Origin of the sequence: Streptomyces apocyni, from assembly GCF_009739465.1 — a bacterium.
In the GTDB taxonomy this organism is placed as follows: domain Bacteria; phylum Actinomycetota; class Actinomycetes; order Streptomycetales; family Streptomycetaceae; genus Streptomyces; species Streptomyces apocyni.
This window is the reverse complement of record NZ_WHOM01000036.1, coordinates 429,488-448,258: the sequence shown is the minus strand read 5'-3', so window position 1 is coordinate 448,258 and position 18,771 is coordinate 429,488. Positions and strand designations below refer to the sequence as shown.

Annotated in this window: 16 protein-coding genes; 5 read left to right on the top strand and 11 right to left on the bottom strand. The window is 68.2% G+C overall.

The window, feature by feature from the left end; all coding sequences use genetic code 11:
- The 3 genes from GCN81_RS05620 to GCN81_RS05610 all read right to left on the bottom strand — a co-directional run bounded on the left by GCN81_RS05620 (window position 1) and on the right by GCN81_RS05610 (window position 2,438).
- Window positions 1-324, bottom strand: a complete 324-nt coding sequence (locus GCN81_RS05620) for a hypothetical protein (RefSeq protein ID WP_407697936.1) — start codon at window positions 322-324, stop codon at window positions 1-3.
- Window positions 321-1,082, bottom strand: a complete 762-nt coding sequence (locus GCN81_RS05615) for an HNH endonuclease family protein (protein ID WP_156722311.1) — start codon at window positions 1,080-1,082, stop codon at window positions 321-323. The genes GCN81_RS05620 and GCN81_RS05615 overlap by 4 nt, the downstream gene beginning before the upstream one ends.
- A gap of 141 nt (window positions 1,083-1,223) precedes the next feature.
- Entirely contained in the window at window positions 1,224-2,438 is a 1,215-nt protein-coding gene (locus GCN81_RS05610; protein ID WP_156722310.1) for a S8 family peptidase, read from the bottom strand.
- Between the two features lie 198 nt (window positions 2,439-2,636).
- Between GCN81_RS05610 and GCN81_RS05605 the strand changes: the two genes are divergently transcribed.
- The gene (locus GCN81_RS05605; RefSeq protein WP_156722309.1) at window positions 2,637-3,194 is read left to right on the top strand and encodes a GNAT family N-acetyltransferase; all 558 of its coding nucleotides are present in this window, start codon (window positions 2,637-2,639) and stop codon (window positions 3,192-3,194) included.
- A 79-nt stretch (window positions 3,195-3,273) separates the two neighbouring features.
- Here GCN81_RS05605 and GCN81_RS05600 read toward each other — a convergent pair whose 3' ends face one another.
- Window positions 3,274-5,118 carry an ATP-binding SpoIIE family protein phosphatase gene (locus GCN81_RS05600; RefSeq protein ID WP_156722308.1) on the bottom strand — a complete coding sequence of 615 codons (1,845 nt, stop codon included), beginning with the start codon at window positions 5,116-5,118 and terminating at the stop codon, window positions 3,274-3,276.
- Window positions 5,119-5,844: 726 nt separating this feature from the next.
- On the opposite strand from GCN81_RS05600, the gene GCN81_RS05595 reads away from it, so the two are divergent.
- Window positions 5,845-6,798 carry a phosphorothioated DNA-binding restriction endonuclease gene (locus tag GCN81_RS05595; protein WP_156722307.1) on the top strand — a complete coding sequence of 318 codons (954 nt, stop codon included), beginning with the start codon at window positions 5,845-5,847 and terminating at the stop codon, window positions 6,796-6,798.
- A gap of 122 nt (window positions 6,799-6,920) precedes the next feature.
- Complete coding sequence (locus GCN81_RS05590) at window positions 6,921-8,810, top strand: cellulase family glycosylhydrolase (protein WP_156722306.1); 1,890 nt, start codon at window positions 6,921-6,923, stop codon at window positions 8,808-8,810.
- Between the two features lie 95 nt (window positions 8,811-8,905).
- On the opposite strand, the gene GCN81_RS05585 is transcribed toward GCN81_RS05590, so the two are convergent.
- The 6 genes from GCN81_RS05585 to GCN81_RS05560 are packed head-to-tail and all read right to left on the bottom strand — an operon-like array spanning window position 8,906 to window position 13,021.
- The gene (locus tag GCN81_RS05585; protein WP_156722305.1) at window positions 8,906-9,598 is read right to left on the bottom strand and encodes a contact-dependent growth inhibition system immunity protein; all 693 of its coding nucleotides are present in this window, start codon (window positions 9,596-9,598) and stop codon (window positions 8,906-8,908) included.
- A 12-nt stretch (window positions 9,599-9,610) separates the two neighbouring features.
- Window positions 9,611-9,910 (bottom strand): RNase A-like domain-containing protein, encoded by a 300-nt coding sequence (locus GCN81_RS05580; protein ID WP_156722304.1) that lies wholly within the window; start codon window positions 9,908-9,910, stop codon window positions 9,611-9,613.
- Window positions 9,911-9,942: 32 nt separating this feature from the next.
- Complete coding sequence (locus GCN81_RS05575) at window positions 9,943-10,512, bottom strand: hypothetical protein (RefSeq protein ID WP_197287486.1); 570 nt, start codon at window positions 10,510-10,512, stop codon at window positions 9,943-9,945.
- Between the two features lie 19 nt (window positions 10,513-10,531).
- Complete coding sequence (locus GCN81_RS05570) at window positions 10,532-12,310, bottom strand: RNase A-like domain-containing protein (protein WP_197287485.1); 1,779 nt, start codon at window positions 12,308-12,310, stop codon at window positions 10,532-10,534.
- On the bottom strand, window positions 12,310-12,612 hold the full coding sequence (locus GCN81_RS05565) for a WXG100 family type VII secretion target (protein WP_156722302.1): 303 nt from the start codon (window positions 12,610-12,612) through the stop codon (window positions 12,310-12,312). Before GCN81_RS05565 ends, GCN81_RS05570 begins: the two co-directional genes overlap by 1 nt.
- A 13-nt stretch (window positions 12,613-12,625) precedes the next feature.
- On the bottom strand, window positions 12,626-13,021 hold the full coding sequence (locus tag GCN81_RS05560) for a WXG100 family type VII secretion target (protein ID WP_156722301.1): 396 nt from the start codon (window positions 13,019-13,021) through the stop codon (window positions 12,626-12,628).
- A gap of 258 nt (window positions 13,022-13,279) precedes the next feature.
- On the opposite strand from GCN81_RS05560, the gene GCN81_RS05555 reads away from it, so the two are divergent.
- On the top strand, window positions 13,280-13,819 hold the full coding sequence (locus GCN81_RS05555) for a hypothetical protein (RefSeq protein ID WP_231626383.1): 540 nt from the start codon (window positions 13,280-13,282) through the stop codon (window positions 13,817-13,819).
- 159 nt (window positions 13,820-13,978) lie between these two features.
- Here GCN81_RS05555 and GCN81_RS05550 read toward each other — a convergent pair whose 3' ends face one another.
- Window positions 13,979-15,865, bottom strand: a complete 1,887-nt coding sequence (locus tag GCN81_RS05550; RefSeq protein ID WP_156722299.1) for a DUF2075 domain-containing protein — start codon at window positions 15,863-15,865, stop codon at window positions 13,979-13,981.
- 275 nt (window positions 15,866-16,140) lie between these two features.
- On the opposite strand from GCN81_RS05550, the gene GCN81_RS05545 reads away from it, so the two are divergent.
- The gene (locus tag GCN81_RS05545; protein WP_197287484.1) at window positions 16,141-18,207 is read left to right on the top strand and encodes a DUF2075 domain-containing protein; all 2,067 of its coding nucleotides are present in this window, start codon (window positions 16,141-16,143) and stop codon (window positions 18,205-18,207) included.
- The last annotated feature ends 564 nt before the right edge of the window (window positions 18,208-18,771 follow it).

Here is an 18,771-nt window from a genome sequence, read left to right as displayed (position 1 = left end):
TCACCGGGGGACTTCGGCGCCGCCGCCCTTCTTGATGAGCTCCAGCACCTCGTGGTGGAGCTCATCAAGCCCACCGGCCGGTACGGGCACCGGACCGCCGCTCAGCAGGTACCACTCGTCGGCGTCGGTGTACTGGACGGCCACCACCGCCCGGCCGTCGGGCAGGGGGGCGGTCGCCACGGTGATATCCCCGGTGATGACCCCGACCTCGTCGGTCATCGCCCCACCGGGCCCGGCCACCACCTGGCCGACGAGCGGGGCGATGGCGGCGATGTCATCCGCGCTGGGGACCGGACCTGGTGACGCGCTCGTGCTGTCGCTCATGACTCACAAGTGTCCAGCATGTCCTTCAACATGCCCTTCTCCGACTCGGTGACCGACAGCTCGTATGACGACTTCACCGCCGTCCACGCCCGCCCGTACGTGCACCAGTACGACTTCTCCGGGGGCTGCCACTCATCCGGCCCCTGGTCACCCTTGGAGCGGTTCGAGGACGCCGACGCCGCGATCAGCTGGGGCTGCTCCAGATCGTTGGCGAAGGCCTTGCGCTTGTCGGCGTCCCAGCGGGCCGCCCCGGAACGCCAGGCGTTGGCGAGCGGCACGATGTGGTCGATGTCGACCTTCGAGGCGGAGTCCAGCGTCACCCCGTCGAAGGCGCTGACCCAGGTCCCGGACACGGCCTTGCACTCGTCGTCCCGCTGCACGTCCTTGCCGTCCCGCTCCAGGACGACCTCACGGCTGTCGCACTTGTCGCCCTGCTGCGCCCAGTGCGAGAAGGAGGACCGACTGTAGCCGCTCATCGAACCGTGCGGGGCGACCTTCAGTCCGGCCAACTGGGTGCGGGCGGCCTCGACGGTCGGCACGTTCGGCAGGGTGCCTTCGGCGGCGGGCTTGCCGTCGCCGGGGCTGTCCGTGCCGCCCGTGCCGCCGCCTGTGTCGTCCGTGCCGCCGCTCGCCTCAGCGGTGGGGGGCGCTGATCCGTCGGGCTCCGGGTTGCTTTCGACGAGGCCGCATCCGGAGGTGGCTATCAGCGCGCCGACCGCCACGCACCCCAGCCACCACCCCCGTCGCCTACGCCTCATGACCTGCTGCTTCTCTTGTCGATCCGCTTGCTGACACTCACGCTCTGTTCGCTGCACGCGGGCAGCGTAGCGGCTGCGACCGACAGTGCGGTCGTACGCCTGTGCCTACGGGGGCGAAAGTGAGCAGAGCCACGGACGGGGTTACCGAGTTCCGATCCCGCCCACGTTCAGCAGCCGGTTCGGAGAACCCGCCCCCGGGCCACTGACGACCCCTCCACTCGCCCCCTCGGTAAGGGACTTGGCCACCCGCGCTGGGCTGTCGTACGGGCTCTCGCCGAGCTGGAGCGCGGCCGCGCCGGTCACCTGCGCGGCGGCCATGGACGTACCGGACAGCGTGGCGAGCGCGCAGTCGGACGTGTTCCACGCCGAGGTGATGTTCCGCCCCGGTGCGAACAGATCGATCGCGGTCCCGTAGTTGGCCGAACTGGCCCGCACGTCACCCGCGTCAGTCGAGCTCACGGTCAGCGCCTCGGCCACCCGCGCTGGCGAGAACCGTCCGGCGTCGGTGTTCGAGTTCCCGGCAGCCACCGCGTACGTGATGCCCGCGGCGACCGAGTTGCGTACGGCCTCGTCCAGCGCCTCGTTGGCGGGCCCGCCCAGGCTCATGTTGGCCACCGACGGCCCGGACGCGTGCCGGGTCACCCAGTCGATGCCCGCGATGACGCCGGAGGCCGTACCACCCCCACTGTCATTGAGTACCCGTACGGCCACCACCCGCGCCTTCTTCGCGACGCCGTACTTGCGCCCGGCGATGATCCCCGCGACATGCGTACCGTGCCCGTTGCCGTCCTGTGCGGTGTCGTCCCCGTCGACGGTGTCGACGCCGTATGCCGCGCGCCCGCCGAACTCGCGGTGGGTGATCCGTACCCCGGTGTCCAGGACGTACGCCGTCACCCCCCGGCCCGCCGAGTCCGGGTAGCGGTACAGCCCGTCGAGCGGCAGCCTCTCCTGGTCGATACGGTCCAGGTTCCAGGGCGGGTCGGTCTGTACGCCGAGGGCCGCGACCGGGGTGTCCCGTACGACGGAACGCACGGCGGGGTCGGCGGCCAGCCGCGCTGCCTGCTGCCGAGTCGCGGTGACGGCGAAGCCGTTGAGCGCGGTGCGGTACGTACGGTTGATGACCGCGCCGGACCGGGCGACCAGGGAACGGGCGTCCTGGGACGCGGAGCTGAGCCGCACGCCTGAGCCGTCAAACGTGACGATGTATCCCTCCGCATCGGCGTATCCCTCCGCATCGGCTGACGCCAATCCCTCGGCGCCCGCCGCCGGAACGGCACCAAGACCGAGCCCCAGCGCGGCCGCCAGCGCTACGGCGACGACAACTCGACGCCGCACACCCACCCGTATTCGTCGCATGCCAGAGGTCCCCTCTGCCGTGGTGCGCCTGTGCGCTATGGGCAGCGAGAGTGTGAGGCCACCACACTCCCGGCACAAGACCACGGACGCCGAGGGGGTACTGATCCGGACAACCCGCCAACCCCGACTGTCAGACGGCCATGCAAAGATCGAGAGATCTGGGTCACCGACCGAGCACGACCGTCCTGGAGGGTGAGAATGTTCGCTGTTTCGCTGGGTAACGGAGCTGAGCTGCGGCCACTGGAGCCATGGCAGGCCGAGGAGTTCCTCGCCCACATGGACCGCGGCCGCGACTTCATCGGACAGTACGTCGGACTCCCCGACGTCACGTCCAACCTCGACGCCACGCGCAGATGGCTCCAGGTCTACGCCGACAAGGCCGCCGCCGACGCCGGCCGACTGTACGGCATATGGCTCGACGGGCTGCTCGTCGGTGGTGTCCTGTTCCGGGTCTTCGACGCGTGTAGGGGCACCTGTGAGGCGGGCTGCTGGGTGGAGCCGGACGCGGCGGGCCAGGGCCTGGTCACCCGCGCGGTACGCGTCCTCATCGACTGGGCGGTCGAGGAGCGCGGCATGCACCGCGTGGAGTGGCAGGTGTCCTCCAAGAACACCCCGAGCATCAACCTGGCCAAGCGCCTGGGCATGACCCGCGAGGGCGTCCTCCGTGAGAACGACCCCTACCGTGGCATACGCCAGGACACCGAGATCTGGTCGGTCCTCGCCCCCGAGTGGAAGGCGGCGCGCGGCGCGAGCTGAGCGACTCCGCGCTCCGGCTGTCGGCGACGGGCAGGGTGGAAAGGACAACGGGCAGGGTACGAAGACAGCGGACGGGCTCTCAGCTGCCAGGGATGTTCTGCTCCGCCCAGACGACCTTGCCCGTGGCGGTGCGGCAGGAACCCCATCTGCGGCACAGCATGTTGATCAGCTGTAGCCCGCGACCGCCCTCGTCGCAGACGTCCGCGTGCTGGATGCGTGGCAGGTCCGGGCCGGTGTCCGAGACCTCCACGACGAGACGCTCGTCGCGGAGCAGCCGCAGCTGTCCAGGGCCCCCGCCCCCGTACCGGAGGGCGTTGCCGACCAGTTCGCTGACGACCAGTTCGGTGACGTCCGCCAGCTCGGTCAGGCCCCAGAGCTGGAGCTGTTCCCTGACCAGTTTGCGCGCGGTGGAGGCCGCGGGTCCGCCTGCGGGGAGGTCCCACACCTGAAGCGCGATGTCCTCCGCTCGGGTGCCCGCCGCGACGAGCAGCACGGCCTCGTCGAAACGGCCCTCGCCCTCCACCGCGGAGGCGAGGAGTTCGCAGTCGTCCAGCCGCTCCGGCGCCATCCCCGCGGCCTGCTTCCGCAACCGGTCCAGTTGGATGTCCACGTCGTCGGTAGGGATACGGGTCTTGACCAGCCCATCCGTGTAGAGGACCAGCCTGCTGCCCACCGGCCCCGGCAACCGGAGCGGGTCGTACGGGATGACCCCGGCGCCCAGCGGCGCTCCGGTCGGCACCGGCACGTACGACGGCGTGCCGTCCGGGGCCACCAGCAGCGGTGGTGGGTGTCCGGCGCTGGCCAGGGTGTAGCTGGCGTCGGCGGGGTCGTAGACCGCGCACAGGCAGGTGGCGACCTGGTCGTCCTCGAGGTCGCGGGTGGCCAGGTCGAGCCGGGCCAGCACCCGTTCCGGGGCGATGTCCAGGGTCATCAGGGTGCGGGCGACCGCGCGCAGCCGCCCCATCGTGGCGGCGGCCGGGAGCCCGTGGCCCATCACGTCACCGACCACCAGGGCCGTACGGCCGCTGGGCAGAGCGACCACGTCGTACCAGTCGCCGCCGACGCCGCGGGCGTCGAACGCGGGGGCGTAGCCGGTGTGCACCCGCAGGCCGGGCGTGTGCGGCGTGGCGCGCGGCAGCAGGCTGCGCTGGAGGGAGAGGACATGCTCGCGTTCGCGGCCGTAGAGCCGCGCGTTGTCGATGAAGACCGCCGCCTTGGAGGCGAGCTGCTCGGCCAGCGTGAGGTCGGTGGGCGTGAGCGGCGGACTGCCCCCTGCGCGTACGAAGTCGGCCGTACCGAGCAGCACTCCGCGGGCGATCAGGGGCACCGCCATATAGCTGTGCACACCCGTCTCGCGCATCTTCTCGGCGGCGCTTTCGGTGGGCGCGATGCGGGCGAGGTCCTTCTCGGTCATCCGGCTGATCAGCACGGACTCACGGCGCTCCAGGACGCGGTTGAGCAGCAGCGTCGCCCGGTGATAGATGCTCCGGTCGACGATCTCACCCACCGGTGAGGGCTCCAGGGACGTCAGCGCGTCGATGGCATGCACCGCCATGGCCCGCATGATCGGGATGCCACCGGCCTCGCGCTGGCCCTCCTCGCCGTGGAGCACGGACTCCAGCAGGTCAACGGCGGCGCCATCGGCCAGTCGGGGGACGCAGAATTCCGCCAGCTCCTGTGCGGTGCGCTCGAGATCCAGCGAGGTGCCGATCCTGGTACCCGCGGAATTGAGCCAGCGGAGCCAGCTGAGGCGGCTCTGGGCGGTGAACTCGTCGACAGCCGACGCCTGCGCGCCGCGAACGCCGCCAGCGCCGCTGGTGGCGCGCCGCAAACGGAGCCGCCGGGCGGCGGCACCCTGGCTGGACGCGGTGCCCTGCGTGGTCAGCCGACTGGGGAGGCGCCGAGCGCGGCTGCCGCCGTTCACCGTGCAGATCTCCCGTCGCGTCGCCGGACGCCTAGCCACCGCGAAGCGTGCCGTCTGCTGAGGTCGTCATGGTAGTCGCGCAGGCCGAGATTGGCCCCCTGCCGCACCGCATTTCATCAGGCCTGAACCTGAGCCTGAGGCGCCCTCGCGCCTCGATCGAACACCGACCCGAACGCGAACCCCTGCCGCCTCGCACACGCCCCGCGCCCGGGCCAGGCGCGGCCGTGTTGCTATCCGGGGGGTTCGGTGCGCTCACTCCCGCCATGCGGAATGGAATGGCGTGCCACGTCGGCGCATTACGGCCGCATCACGTACGCCACCCGCCGCGCCCCAACTCCCCGTGAGCCAGGGGCAATCAGGGCCCTACGGCAGGGAAATCCGCCCCGCCCAGGGGCAGGACGGCCCCTGAGGCATCACAGTCTGCGTAGCGCTGCCCGCCGCTGGCAGGACGACGACCCCTGCGCCGGATTGGGTGCCTCGACGCGTAGCCGCGGCCCCGGTCCCGTTACCCGGGCCCGCCGTTGACGCCCAGCCCGGCATCGAGGAACTCGCCACCTGGCTGGGACGGGTGGGAATGTCGACACTCAAGGGCGACGTCGAAGTCCCCAGCCCGCGGGACGCAGCAGGCGGGGGAGCGAGCCATGGACGGCGGCGGCCGGTCTCGGTGAATGTCCGCCAGCTCCATGGGGGCTGGCCTGGAACGACGGCCGTCGTAGGGTGACACCCGTGACGCAAGAGGAGCTGCTGCACGCGCTGACCCGGCTCAGGCGTGCCCAGGTACGCAATCGCCGGGCCCCGCACAAGCCCCTCCTGTTGGTCTGGCTGCTGGGGCGGTTCGCCGCCACGGGCAGCACGGCGGTGACCTATGCAGAAGCCGAAGCGCCGGTGAGCACCCTCATCAACGAGTTCGGCCCCACCGTGTCGAGCCGCACGCTCACCCGGGAGCGCGCGGCCATGCCGTTCGTCCACCTGGAGCGGGAACTGTGGTCCCTCACGGATCGCGACGGCACCCCACTCGACCCGCACACCCGGGAGAGTGGTGCGACCCTGCGCTCACTCGGCGCGCAGGGTCGCCTCCACCCTCACCTGGAACAACTCCTGGCCACCCCGGCGACCCTGGCCGCCGCCACCCGCCTCCTCCTCGACCAGCACTTCACGACCGGCCTTGAGGCACTCATCTGCGACCAGGTCGGCCTGGACCTCGCGACGCTGGAGAGCGCGGGCTACCAGCCGTCCGCCCCGTCCATGCCGTCCACGCCGTCCACGCCGTTCCGGCACCGTACCCGCCGGGCGGGCTTCGCCGAGGAAGTCCTGCGCGCGTACGCCTACGCCTGTGCCATGTGCGGCTTCGACGGCGCGCTGGGCCGCAACCCCGTCGGCCTGGAGGCGGCCCATGTGCGCTGGCACAGCCAGGAAGGGCCGGACGAACTCCCCAACGGCCTGGCCCTGTGCACCCTGCACCACACGCTCCTCGACCTCGGCGTACTCGGCCTGACCGAGGAACTCCTGATCCAGGTCTCGGGCCAGTACGTGGCCCGCAGCGAGGCGGGCCGCGCGGTGGACACCCTGCACGGCCGCCGACTGGCACGGCCGCGCCCCGGCTGTCCGGTGGTACAGGGGGAGTTCGTGCGGTGGCACGGGAGGCAGGTGTTCAAGGGGCCGACGGTCGCGGCGGCGTAAGAACGCGTGCGCGCACCGACTGACCCCGCAGGTGTCTCGTCGATCGGCTGCGGATTCCGTCGTCGCCGTTTATTGACGGTTCATCAGATTGCCGTGACAGTACGGTCATGGTGACTCAGGGGATGGCTGCGCCGCTCGGTTCCAGGCGACAGCGACAGCGACGGCGAGGGGTATGGAGCTCGGCCCTCGTCATCCTCATCTCCTCCGTGGTGTTCGCAGGAGCCCCGGCCCGCGCCGCGGAGGCTCCCGGCGCCGAGGCCCCCGCCCGCGATGCGCGGGCAGCCGAAGTGACCGTCGAGGGAACCCGCTTCGTCGACGGGTATGGGCGCGAGGTCGTCCTGCGCGGCTTCAACGTATCCGGTGAGACCAAACTCGCCGAGAACGACGGGCTGCCCTTCGCCAGCGTCCAGGACGCGCGGAAGTCGGCTCGGGCGGTGCGCGAGCTGGGCGGAGCCAACTCGGTGCGGTTCCTGCTGTCGTGGGCCGCGGCCGAGCCCGTACGCGGCCAGGTCGACACGGCGTATCTCGGTCGGGTGACCGCCCAGATCAAGGAGTTCCTGGCCGTCGGACTGCGCGTGTATCCCGACTTCCACCAGGACCTTTTCTCGCGCGCGATCTTCGACCAGGACAGCTGGTATTCGGGCGACGGCGCCCCGCGCTGGGCGGTCGAAGCGGGCGGCTACCCAAGGGAGTTCTGCGGAATCTGCGTCCACTGGGGCCAGAACATCACCCAGAACCAAACCGTGAAGGACGCCATGCGCGACTTCTGGGCCAATCGCCACGGCATCCAGGACGCGTTCCTCGACACCGCCCAGGCGACCATGACCTACCTCGCCGACCACCTGGACCGCACGGAGTTCGCAGGGATCGTCGGCTTCGACCCGTACAACGAGCCCTACGCCGGGCAGTACGCGGACGGCGAGGACGGCAGCACCTGGGAGCAGGCCCGACTCTGGCCGTTCTACGAGAAGTTCCGGGCCCGTATGGACGCGGCGGGCTGGCACAGCAAACCCGCCCTCGTGGAACCCAACATGTTCTGGAACTCCAACCTCTCCTTCATGAAGCAGCCCGGCGGACTGACCGGCGTGGGCCCCCTGGGGCCGCGCTACGTCTTCAACACGCACTTCTACGACCACGCGCGGATGTCCGGCTTCTTCAACCTGACCAAGGCGAAGGACGGCGAGTACGCCACGGACTTCACCACCATTCGCGACCAGTCCACCGCACTCGACGCCCCGGCCCTGGTCAGCGAATTCGGCCACCCCCTGACCGGCACCTCGTCGGACAAGGCACCCTCCGTCGGCAAGGCCCAGTACCAGGCGCTCGACAGTGGACTCAGCGGCCGCACCTGGTGGCAGAACGCGTCCGCCGCCGGGCCCGTCCTGTCCGCCACCCAGTGGCAGTGGGACATCTACAACGGCCGCCACCACGAGGCGATGAACGACAACCCCCAGAAGATCCGCACCGAAGGCGACGCCTGGAACGACGAGGACCTGTCCGCCGTCCGCCTCGACGACAACGGCACCCCCGTGCTTCGCCAGGACGCCCGCCTCATCGACCGCCTCTATCCGAGCGCGGTCGCCGGCCGCACCCTCGCCTTCCTGTACGAAGACCGCTCCCGGGACGCGGGCCAGACCGTGACATGGAGCCGGATACCGTCCGACATGCCCGAACTGGCACGGATGACCGGCTCGGACCGGCCGTACGGAGTGCTGGTGTGGCGCGGCAACGGCACCAGCGCACCCACGGAGCTACACCTCCCAGCAGGCTTCGACCCCGCCACGACCACGGTCGTCACGGACCTCGACACGGTCACAGGCCCGGGCACCACAGGCGCCATCAGAGTCGCCCCCGAGCCGGGCGGCACCACTGCCCGCCGCATCCTCCTGTCCGGCAACGCGGAAGGCCCGCACTTCGCACTGATCAGCGCCGAACCGGCGACGGCGGAGCGGCGCACGGCCGTGCAGCGGGAACTGAGCCGATGGGCGGCAGCCGCCCGCTTCGGACAGTGACAGAGGTACAGAGGCAGGGAGGCAGGGAGGCAGGGAGGGCAGGCGGCGGCGGATCATCGGAAGCCGCTCCAGCGCCGGAGGGGTGTCCTCGTCGGTCATCCCTCGGGGCTCGCCGGAGGCCCGTAGTCCGCGCGCGGGACGGCGAGGCGCTCGGCGAGCAGTGCGAGCCAGGCGCTCGGCGCGTAGGGGGCTGGCGGGTCGACTTCCATGCCCAGCTCGGCCATGGCCAGTGCGTAGTCGGAGTCGTCCAGGTCGAGGGCGAGGAGCTCGTTCAGTTCGCCGACGAGGCGGGCGACGAGCTGCGGGTCTGTGGTCTCGGCGTAGTCGCGGACCGCCGCCTCGTGGTCAGGGAACTCGTCCGGCATGTCCTGGGAGAGCCAGCCGCCCAGGAACTGGGCGAGCTCAGGGAAGCGGGCACGCCACTCCCAGTGGGTGCGGGGCGAGGTCGGCGGCGCGACGCTGCCCTCCTCCACCGACCGCTTGAGATGGTTGGCGACGAGAAGCAGCCAGCCCTGGATCTCCGGCTCCGGCACGCCGATGTCCGGCACGGGGTAGAACTCGCCGAGGCGCAGCCGGAGTCGGCCGGGCGGGTTGCGGGCGTACTCACGGAGCTGCTGCTCAGCGACGCCCAGGGCCCAGGGCCGGGTATGCCAGGTGTGACGCAGATACGCCTGGAGCGCCTCGCTCGGCTGCTCCTCCGTGTCGTCGGCCGCCTGGCCCACGTACGCACTGATCACCTGGTCCAGCTCGCCATAACGGCGGTCGAATTCGAGCGGTTTCATGGGCACGGCGGATTATTCCTAGAGGTAGATCGGGAAGGTGGCGTGCACGACGAAGCCGTGCGGACTCGTCGGCTCGCGCCGCAGCACGACCCGCGCCGCCCGGACGTCCACAGGCTCGCGCCCGGCGAGCAGCATCGCCTGCAGCAGTACCCGCCCGACCGGCTCGTCCCGGGACGGCCATGCGGCCTCAAGGGTCAGCCGAGGCCGGGTGCCCTGGGCGAGCCATCGGTGGATGGCCTGCTCGTTGCGGGTGACCACCTGCTGGGTGGCCCACTGGGCGGTCTCGCGGTCGGGGTAGGTGGAGCTGCGGGTGCGCATGGGGGTGCCCTTCTCCTGTCTCCTGGGGAGCCTCAGTAGGTGTTGAACCGCCAGAAGACGCCGACTTCCTCGGAGGACACCACGACGAGACCCAGATCTGACAGGTAATCGGTGGCCTGGAACCCGCCGGTGACTTTGTCGAAGAACTCAGGAGTCCGGTCACCTGCCGCGTTTCCGGCCGTTGTGTAGCAGGTGTAGCCGGGTGTGTACCGGGCGAGCAGCGTACGCGCGTCAGCCAGCAGGACTTCCCTGCGTTTGGGGAAATCCCGAATGTTCTTCACCTGGAACCACTCATCGGTCAGGGCAACGAGCAACTGCGCCGCCGGGCCAGGTCCTACCTCGTGGAGGATCTCACCGAGTCGGGACTCTGTGGATACGGTGAACGGGAAAGAGGCGTCTCGTTCCGGGTATTCCGTACTCCGCTCCTTGTCCTCGTCCAATGTCTCCCAGCCGCGTGGATCGCTCGTGGCGCGGCTCATGACCGCCAGTACGTCGGTACGCCAGTCCGCATGACGTCGTGGACCAGTGGCCACGAACACGTACTCGTCCTCGAAGAGACGCAGCGCTGCCGCTTCCCAGTCCTGTTGCGAGGCCGGATTCAACACAGGTTCCTTAGTCCTCTCAGGGAACTGGCATTGAGGTCAGGACCACGAATGGCGGGTCCAGGGAGTCATCGTACTTAAGTACGGTCCTGATCCCCGTGACCGGGACGGCCTTGGCGTTCAGGCCGCCCTGCTTGAATCCGCTCATCGGGTCGTTCGGATCGACCGGCTGCTTTGAGACACTGCGTCCGCTGTACTCGCCACTGGGTGCGGACCCGTCGAACGACTCTGGCCTGCTCCCGTTGGTGGGGGGTGGGGGACCCTCCAGCCACGCCTTGATGGCCTGGGAATTCTGGGCGATGTTGTGCTGTGTAAGTTCTTGGGCCTTCTCCCCGTTCTCGAACGTCGAGGCTGCGGCGATGGTCGGCTTGTTGTGTGGCCAACTAGGAGTGGGTGGCTGGCTCTGGTCGCGCAGGCGCTGGGCGAGTTGCTCGTCGGACTTTCCCACATGCTTGTCGAGGGTGTGGCCGTTGTTCATCCACTCGGAGCCGGCCAGGTCGATCTTGTAGACGCCGTTCTTGGTGTCGTCCGGATCAGTCCACCGGTGCTCCTTCTTGAACTCGTTGAGCGCACGCTTGCCGAACGCCTCGGCGCGGGCTTCCTGCGCCTCGAACTTCGGGGCGCTGCGGTGTGCCTCGTCGAGTGGTCCCATCAGCGCGTTCAGCTGCGGTACGAGCGCGTTGACCCGCCGGTTGTACTCGTTGACGATGGCGTTCAGCCTGGGGGTGTCGATGTTGAGGACGATGCCCACACCGAGCTGACTCGCGCCCTTGGCGACGGTCTTCACCACGCCCTTGATGAGCCCCGTGACGTCGTCCATCCCGACGCCGTCCTTCAGGTTCACCTCGACCTTCGGGATCGCCTCGCGTATCGCGTCCGTGTAGACGTCCCACACCTCGCGGTTGATGTACACGGCCGCTTCGGCGAAGTCGTAGAGGAGGTCGCCGACCTTCTGGGCGGTGTCGAAGAGGACCGTCATCACGGGGTGCGTGGCGGTCCGCGACGAGGCCGAGTCGTGTTTCCACTCGTAGCCCTCACGGCTGCCGCCCCAAGCGGTCGTGCCCCACAGGGAGCTGCAGAACTGTCGCATGGCGTCGTGCCACTCGCTGTTGCTCTGCTGGGTGATGCTGCTGACATTCCCGGTCAGCGTGCTCTCAGCCATGGAGAGCGTCATCGTCATCGCCATCCAGGCCTTGGACAGCGAGTCGAGGTAGTGCTGCTGCGGATACGGGTAGACCTCGGCGACCTTGCCCATGCGGTACGCATGCTTCACGATCGGGCGCAGGACCTCCCGTACCGGACCGGGCACCCACTCGAGGAGCGTCCGGATGAAATCGTCGCCGCCGTCGTCATCACCCCATTTGAGGTTCGGCACGGAACCGTAGACCGGCGCCTCCTCGATGACCTTCGGAAGTGGCTGGGTGACGGCTTTGGTCTTGCCCGTCGGGTCGTTGGCCGCCTCGGCCTTGGCGTAGTTGTTGGCGGTCGCGGTGAAGCCGGTTGCCGCGCCGCCGATGCTGACGACGCTCTTCGCCCACACCTCCAGAAAGCGGTTCCCGACTTTCACGTACGCGGCGGCGAACGCCTCCGGGGCGGTGCCGTAGCCACCGGCGTCCGGGTACTTCCTCAGTGTCTCCAGGAGGTCCTTGGCCCCCTTGTCCATCGGCGTCTGCTGCGCGGCCACCCCGCCGGACACGCGGTGGAGGTCGGACGGCTTGACATCGATGGTGCCGCTCTGGCCGGGGCCCTGCGCGCCGGGCCGAGGGCCGGGCTGGGGGCCGGGGTTGGGACCCGCCATCAGTGACCGCCCCAGCCCCGCAGCACCGCCTGGTGCGCCGCCGCGTAGTTGGTGTGCCCCTTGGTCACAACCTCGTGCAGCCAGGCCTGCGCCGCTTCCAGGTCCTGCGCGGACCGGTCCCATTTGTCGAGCTCGTCGACGAAGACCTCGCGGGCCTCACCCTCCCAGGTCAGGACGACCTTCTCGACGCGTTCGTAGAGCACGTCCAGACGTTCGTTGAGCCTTTTGATGATGTCCTCAAGCTCGCCGGTAAGGCTGTGCAGCGTGGCGAAGTTGACGGTTATGTGTTCGTCGTCCGACATTTCTTCCCCGTGCTCAGAGGTCGGCGAGCCCACTGCGCGGCTTGCGCGGCACGTCCTGGTTCGGCGTGGAGAGCTTGTCCACCTCATCCTTCACGTTCACCTCGGCCTGGATCTTCCGGAGGCTCTCCATCACGGCCAGATCCTGCGCCGAGAAGCCGTCCCGGCCTAGGCGTACGGCCTGTTCGAGTCGCTGCATCACCATCCGGATCCGTACGGCGTCCTTGGCGGCACCCCGGTGCAGTGTCCGGTACGCCTTGGCCGCCGGCCCGCGCCAGCCTGCCTCGATGCTGTCGACTACTGTGTCCATGCGTTTGACCTGCTGGTCGAGGTAGTCCTGCATGGCGTCGAGGTCGTCGGCGAGGTTGGTGAGCTTGTCACGCTTCGCCTTCAGTCTGGGCTGCTGCTCCATAGATCCCCCCGATCAGCAACCGTCAGTTCCCGGTCACCAATGGCCACTTGTGTCACTCTAGCGAACGGGGGTGCGATTGCCCGCACCGGCAATGTGTGACGGCTGTGGCCTCTGCCACCCGCGTTCCCGGGGTCTCCGGGTGCGCGATAGCGTCGGGCAGTCCGTGCTCGTCGCCGTCCGAGGGTTTCTATGCTCCGCGCGTCTCTTCCTCCACCGCCACCTCCCGCTCACCTGCGGGTCTGGCCGGATCGGGAGGCGATGCTCGCGGACCGGGCCACAGCGCTCCAAGTGCTGCGGACGCGCGGTCTCGGAGCCGGGCGGCTTCTGCTGCTCTGGCTGATGGGGGCGCTGGGTGCCCTCGGGTGGGTGCTGCTCACCATGCCGCTGCAGGGGCTCGGGCCCCGCGGTGACAAGATGATGCTGATGATGGGGCCGCTCCTTGTTCCCTTGGGCCTCGGGGCGCTTGTTCCCGCCGCCCTCGTCATGGTGTCCGGCATACGGCGGGACCGGGAGGTGCGCGGACTCATGGACGAGTGGCGGGACCTCGACCGGGAGCCCGGCGCGGATGCCCGACTACGGGCGCCCGGGCGGAGCCTCGCCTGGCTGCTGCTGTCTTTCGCACCGTGTGCGCTCGGCCTCTGGGTGTCCTTCGAGACGGCGGCTGCGGCCCTCACGGTCCCCGACGCGGTACTGGGCATGGGCGCCGGAGTGGCCCTGTGGGTGACCGGGCTGCTCGGGATCGCCAAGGCGTTCTCGTACCGGAGCTGGGCGCTGTCACGGTCGGGCGGCCCCTCGTAGGGCGTGCCGCTGGAGAGGGCGTCGCGGCGGCGGAGATCCGACTCGGCCCAGGCCGCCGCCCGGGGCCGTGACTGGTAGAGGTACCTCAGAACTGCTTATTTCGACACCTGGCACAGCCCGATCACCGGCAGCCACGGCATCACGCGGTACCATGCCGCGCTACGCGGTGGGCAGCGGCGTGCGGGCTGTTGACTGTACGAGCTCCCGTAGCTTGGCCCGTGTCTCGGCGTCGGTTGAGTAGAGCACCGTGCCCACCATGCCGCGCGTCAGCAGCACCTTGTACGTGTTCCGAATCAGGCGGTCCACATCCGCGTCGGGCGTGGACCGCCTGAACACCGGGTCCTTGGACGCGGCACGGTCGACCACCCACCGCTCACCCCGCCACACCAGATCCGGCCCCAGGATGACCCCGCTCCAGTCGTACTCGAAGCCCTGCGCGGTGTAGACGCAGCCCACCTGTCCGAACCCGGCCGGGTCGGTGGCCCAGAGCGCCGAGGGAGGAGCCCCCATCACGGAGCGCTCACCCTTGAGGTTCCACGGCCGGGCCCAGCCACCGATCACCACGTCGGTCGGCAGCGGTTCACCTGGCTTGGCATCCGACCACCTCCAGCAGAATCCGGCCGACATCCGCGCCCCGTACCCCTTGACCCGCTTCCCCTCCAGAAACGTTTCCAGCTCCTCCGGGGACTCGGCGACGGCCAACTCCATCCGGCCGTCCGGCTCCCACTCCACGGGCTCCCCGCCCTCGAGCCCGAGCAGCCGTACCACCCACCGCAGGTAGGCGTCACTTCCGCCGCAGCGGAACTGGCTGTCCAGTGACACCTCGCGACACGTCAGGTTCTTGGCTGCCGCCGCATCCCTGATCTCCTCGACGGTACCCATCTCGCCCGGCCGTACGACCTGGTGCTGATCGAGGAGGAACACGGGGACGCGCGCCGCGTCGATCAGCTCCTCGATCTGCCGCTTGCCAGTGCGCTGCGCCGCGGGTGTGTAGCGGTTGGCGGATGTCTCACGGATGCGATGTGCCTCGTCGCAGATCAGCACGGCAAGGCCGTTGCGCTGCGCGCTCATGAAGCTGTTGAAGTACTTGAAGAGATCCTGTACCTCGCGCTTGCGCGCACCCGCGACCTTGCGCATGGTCTTGGTGAAGGACTGAGATCCGGTCGCGTGCAGCGCCGAGATCCCCTGCCGGTAGAGCTCACCGAGCAGCGAGAGGGCGATCACGCTCTTACCCGTCCCCGGGCCACCGGTGATGACCACCACTTCCTTGTGGTCGGCCTCGTGCGCCTTGCGGACCGCCCTCAACACCATCTCGTACGCCACGCGCTGCTCGTCCAGCAGCACGAACTGTTCACGCTCCCGGACTTCTTGAGCCGCGACGTCCATCAACTGCTTGGAAGGCCGTACCTTCCCGCTCAGCAGAGCGTCAGCGGCATCCGCCCCCCGCGCCGGGGCCAACTTCGCCTGCAGATACGCGAGGAACTCGCCACGCTTGCCGACGGTGAACAGCCCGCGCTCGCTCTGCTCGACCTCGTCCAGCCCGCTGACGCCGAACGCGGTCGCGTTGTGGAGATAAGCAGCCCCGGAGACGCGTTCCGGATGCTCGGCCAACGCGCCGTTGAAGGCGACCAGATAGTCGCAGTATCCGCGTACCTGCTCGATCGGGTTCAGCACCGGCCGGACGTACGCTTCAAAGCGGCACAGTAACGGATCATCCTCGTCCGGATGCGCCTCGCTCCACCGTTTGAGCTCCACGACGACGTACGACGGTTCCCGAGTCCTGGGATGTACGCCCGCGAGCAGCGCGTCCACTCGCTTGCTGGTCAGCGGCAGGCCGTACTCCAACAACACCTCCACCTCCACCTGCCCCAGCCCGGCGTCCAGCAGCGCGTAGGTCAGCGCGGGGATGCTCCGCTGCCAGGAACGCACCTCCGAGGGGCCAGGCAGGTAGCCGTGCGCGTGCATGAACTGCTCGGTGAGGTGCAGGGCCAGCGACCCTTCGAGGTGGCGGGCGGCGACCGCGGTAGCGGAGTCGCGGAACAACATGGAATGCCCCCAGGCAGCGCGAAGTAGCTCGTGCGGGTGGGGACGTGTCCTTCGAGACCCCGCCACGGAGGCGGAGCGGAAGCCCCGCGGGCCGCAATGACGGTGAACTCGAATCCTATCGAATCGCTTGCGGCGAAGATCGTCCGCCGTCTCTCTCATGGGGAGGGGGGCGGATGTTTGTAGAGTGATCAGCTGTCGGGTGCGGCCCGGCGGGCTTCCCCATGAGGACATGCCCCCACCCCGCACGAGTTACTCGAGCTTTGGGGGATGTTCTCGTGATTCTTCTGCAACTTTCTGCGGAGGACCTGCTCAGGCTTCATGAGCGCCGCTTGCTGCTCTCTCATCTGGCGGCCCGCTGGCTATCCTTCAAGAAATTCGACGTTTCGGATACGGAGAAGGCGGCGTGGAAGGAGAGCCTCATCCAGCTGGCGTCCGACTTGGTTGCCGCGGGCCGTGGCAGTGTCCACATGCTTGTGGAGTGCCAGCCAGAGGGAGCACCCGCCCCCGTTGACGTCGTTCTGGTGGGGCGGCACCCGGAAACTGAGCTTGAGTCAGTTTTGCTTGTCGAGCTGAAGAGATGGGCTTCGGTTACACAGAACCCACGGGACCGGAACAAGGTGGATGTGCCCGGCTACAAGCAGGCCAAGCCGCGTCCGAGTGAGCAGCTCGCGGGCGTCTATGACTACTTCACCGGCGAAAGCGGTCCGCTGCGCGACATGCGGATCGAGTACGCAGGCTTGTCTTACTTGCCCAATGCTCATGACTCGGATATTGGTCCACTGTTCTCGGCTCACGCATTGACAGGACCACATGCTCTGACTGTTACCGCTGACAATCGAGATGACCTCATGGATGATCTCCGCGAACGCTTTGCGGAGAGCGGTAACGCCTCGGCGGCGGAAACCGTCCTGCAGCGGATGGCGATCCGGAACACGCCGCTCCTGGATGCCATGATCTCATCGAAGGGAGAGGACACGGTCTTCACCCTGAGGGGCGACCAGCGCAGAGTATTCCGAAGCGTCCGTCTCTCCGTCGAACGGCTCCCCGAAGTCGAACAGCAAGCGGTGTTCATCGTGAAAGGAGGAGCGGGGACCGGAAAGAGCGCGATCGGTATTGAGCTGCTCAAGTATTTTGATGCGCAAGGTCATGAAGTCAGGTACACCAGTGGGTCGCAGGCATTCGACGCGGCGATGAAGCAGCATGTCGGATACGGAGACGGAGCATTCCAGGGTAAGTTCGCATACTTCAGCAGCTTTATCAAACCGCCGGAGCCACGGTTCGATATTCTCATCTGCGACGAGGCGCATGGGCTGCGTGAGCGTTCGGCGTCACGCTACCTTCCCGAATCGCAGTGGGGGACGAAGCCGCAGGTTGAGGAGCTCCTCGATGCTGCCAAGGTGGTCGTATTCCTTCTTGACGGAAGTCAGGTCGTGCACCCCAAGGAAGTCGGCACCGTGGAGCTGATCCGCGATTCTGTGAGGCGTAGGGGAATCGAACCCGCGTCGTACGAACTGCACAGACAGTTCCGCTGTGGAGGCAGCGACCGCTACCGAGACTGGGTGCATGACCTACTGGGCATTTCGAACCGGCCGGTGGAAGAGTGGATGCCCGACGGTCTGATGCATGTCGAGATAGCGGACAGTCCGGAGGAGATGGAACGCATTATCCGAGAGGAGCATGCCGCCGGGGCGAGTGCCCGTATGGTGGCTGGATTATGCTGGCCGTGGCACAAGTTGCAGAAGGGCGGCAAGCTTGTTCCTGACGTGCAGATCGGGGGCTGGCACCGCCCGTGGAACGTGAAAGGTGACTCGGCTGGTAGGAATGGTGAGCCTCCGGCGAAGATCTGGGGTGTTCGGTCGGAGGGCGTGGACCAGATTGGATGCGTCTATTCGTCACGGGGCCTCGAATGGGACTGGTGCGGGGTGATCCTGGGGGATGACATGGTTTGGCGGACGGACCATTGGGAATACCAGCGCGCAGCCCTTACTCGTGACGAGGAGAAGAAGCTGTGGAGCGTACGTACCGCGGGTTCAGCCGACGAGAGCATCCGCTCCAAGGGTAACGAGAGGTTCGACGAGTGCGTGCGCAACGCGTACCACGTGCTGTTGACGCGAGCGAGCCGAGCGACGGTGCTTTATTCCACCGACCCCGAGACGCAGAAGTATCTAAAGAATTTGGTTGGCTCAGTTGACATCGATGGACTGCGCCCGACCTGGGGCAACCTTCCCCCTGAGTCCAGGGCTGCCCGGAGCGTCTCGGTTCCCCACAAGAAGCGTAAGAGAGGGCGGCGCCGAACGCGCGGGGGCGAGGGTGTACAACTCCGCCTGAAGTTGTGGCCGTGAGATCGCGTGCTCGGTGATCGAGCATGAGGCAAAGGGCGAGTTCTGGTGGTGGGGTCCGAGGCCCCCACCACCACTGCGGCTACAAACTGCAGTTCCGTGCCACCGTCTGCAGGAGACTCCACAGCATCCGCGCGCCGAAGCTCGCGGCGAAGCGGAGCGCCAACTCGTGGTGCCACGGACGCTGTGCCCTTGAATGCTGGTCGGAGGCGCTGCTCATGCAACAGCCCTTTCTGCAAAGCTGCGGGGAAGCCCCCCGCCGTGGCGATAGAACAACGTCCTGCCCTACCGGGCGGCCAGCACCATCAAGATGGCGTCCACAAAGGGATTTGCTCTACCACTGAAGCTCTGCAGCACCGATCGCACCCTCCGTCAGAGGAGGCACAGCGCAGGGCAACGCTACCTGAAGATCGCTCACCGTGCGCTGAGGCCGAACGAGCTCAGGCCCCCCAGGGCGAAGATCTGGCACAGCATGGTTGCGGTCCGCTGCGCGGCGGGGGTGTGCTCAGCCAACGGGGCTGGGAACGCAGGGATCTTGGCGTCGTAGGGTGACACTCCCGGGGCCTT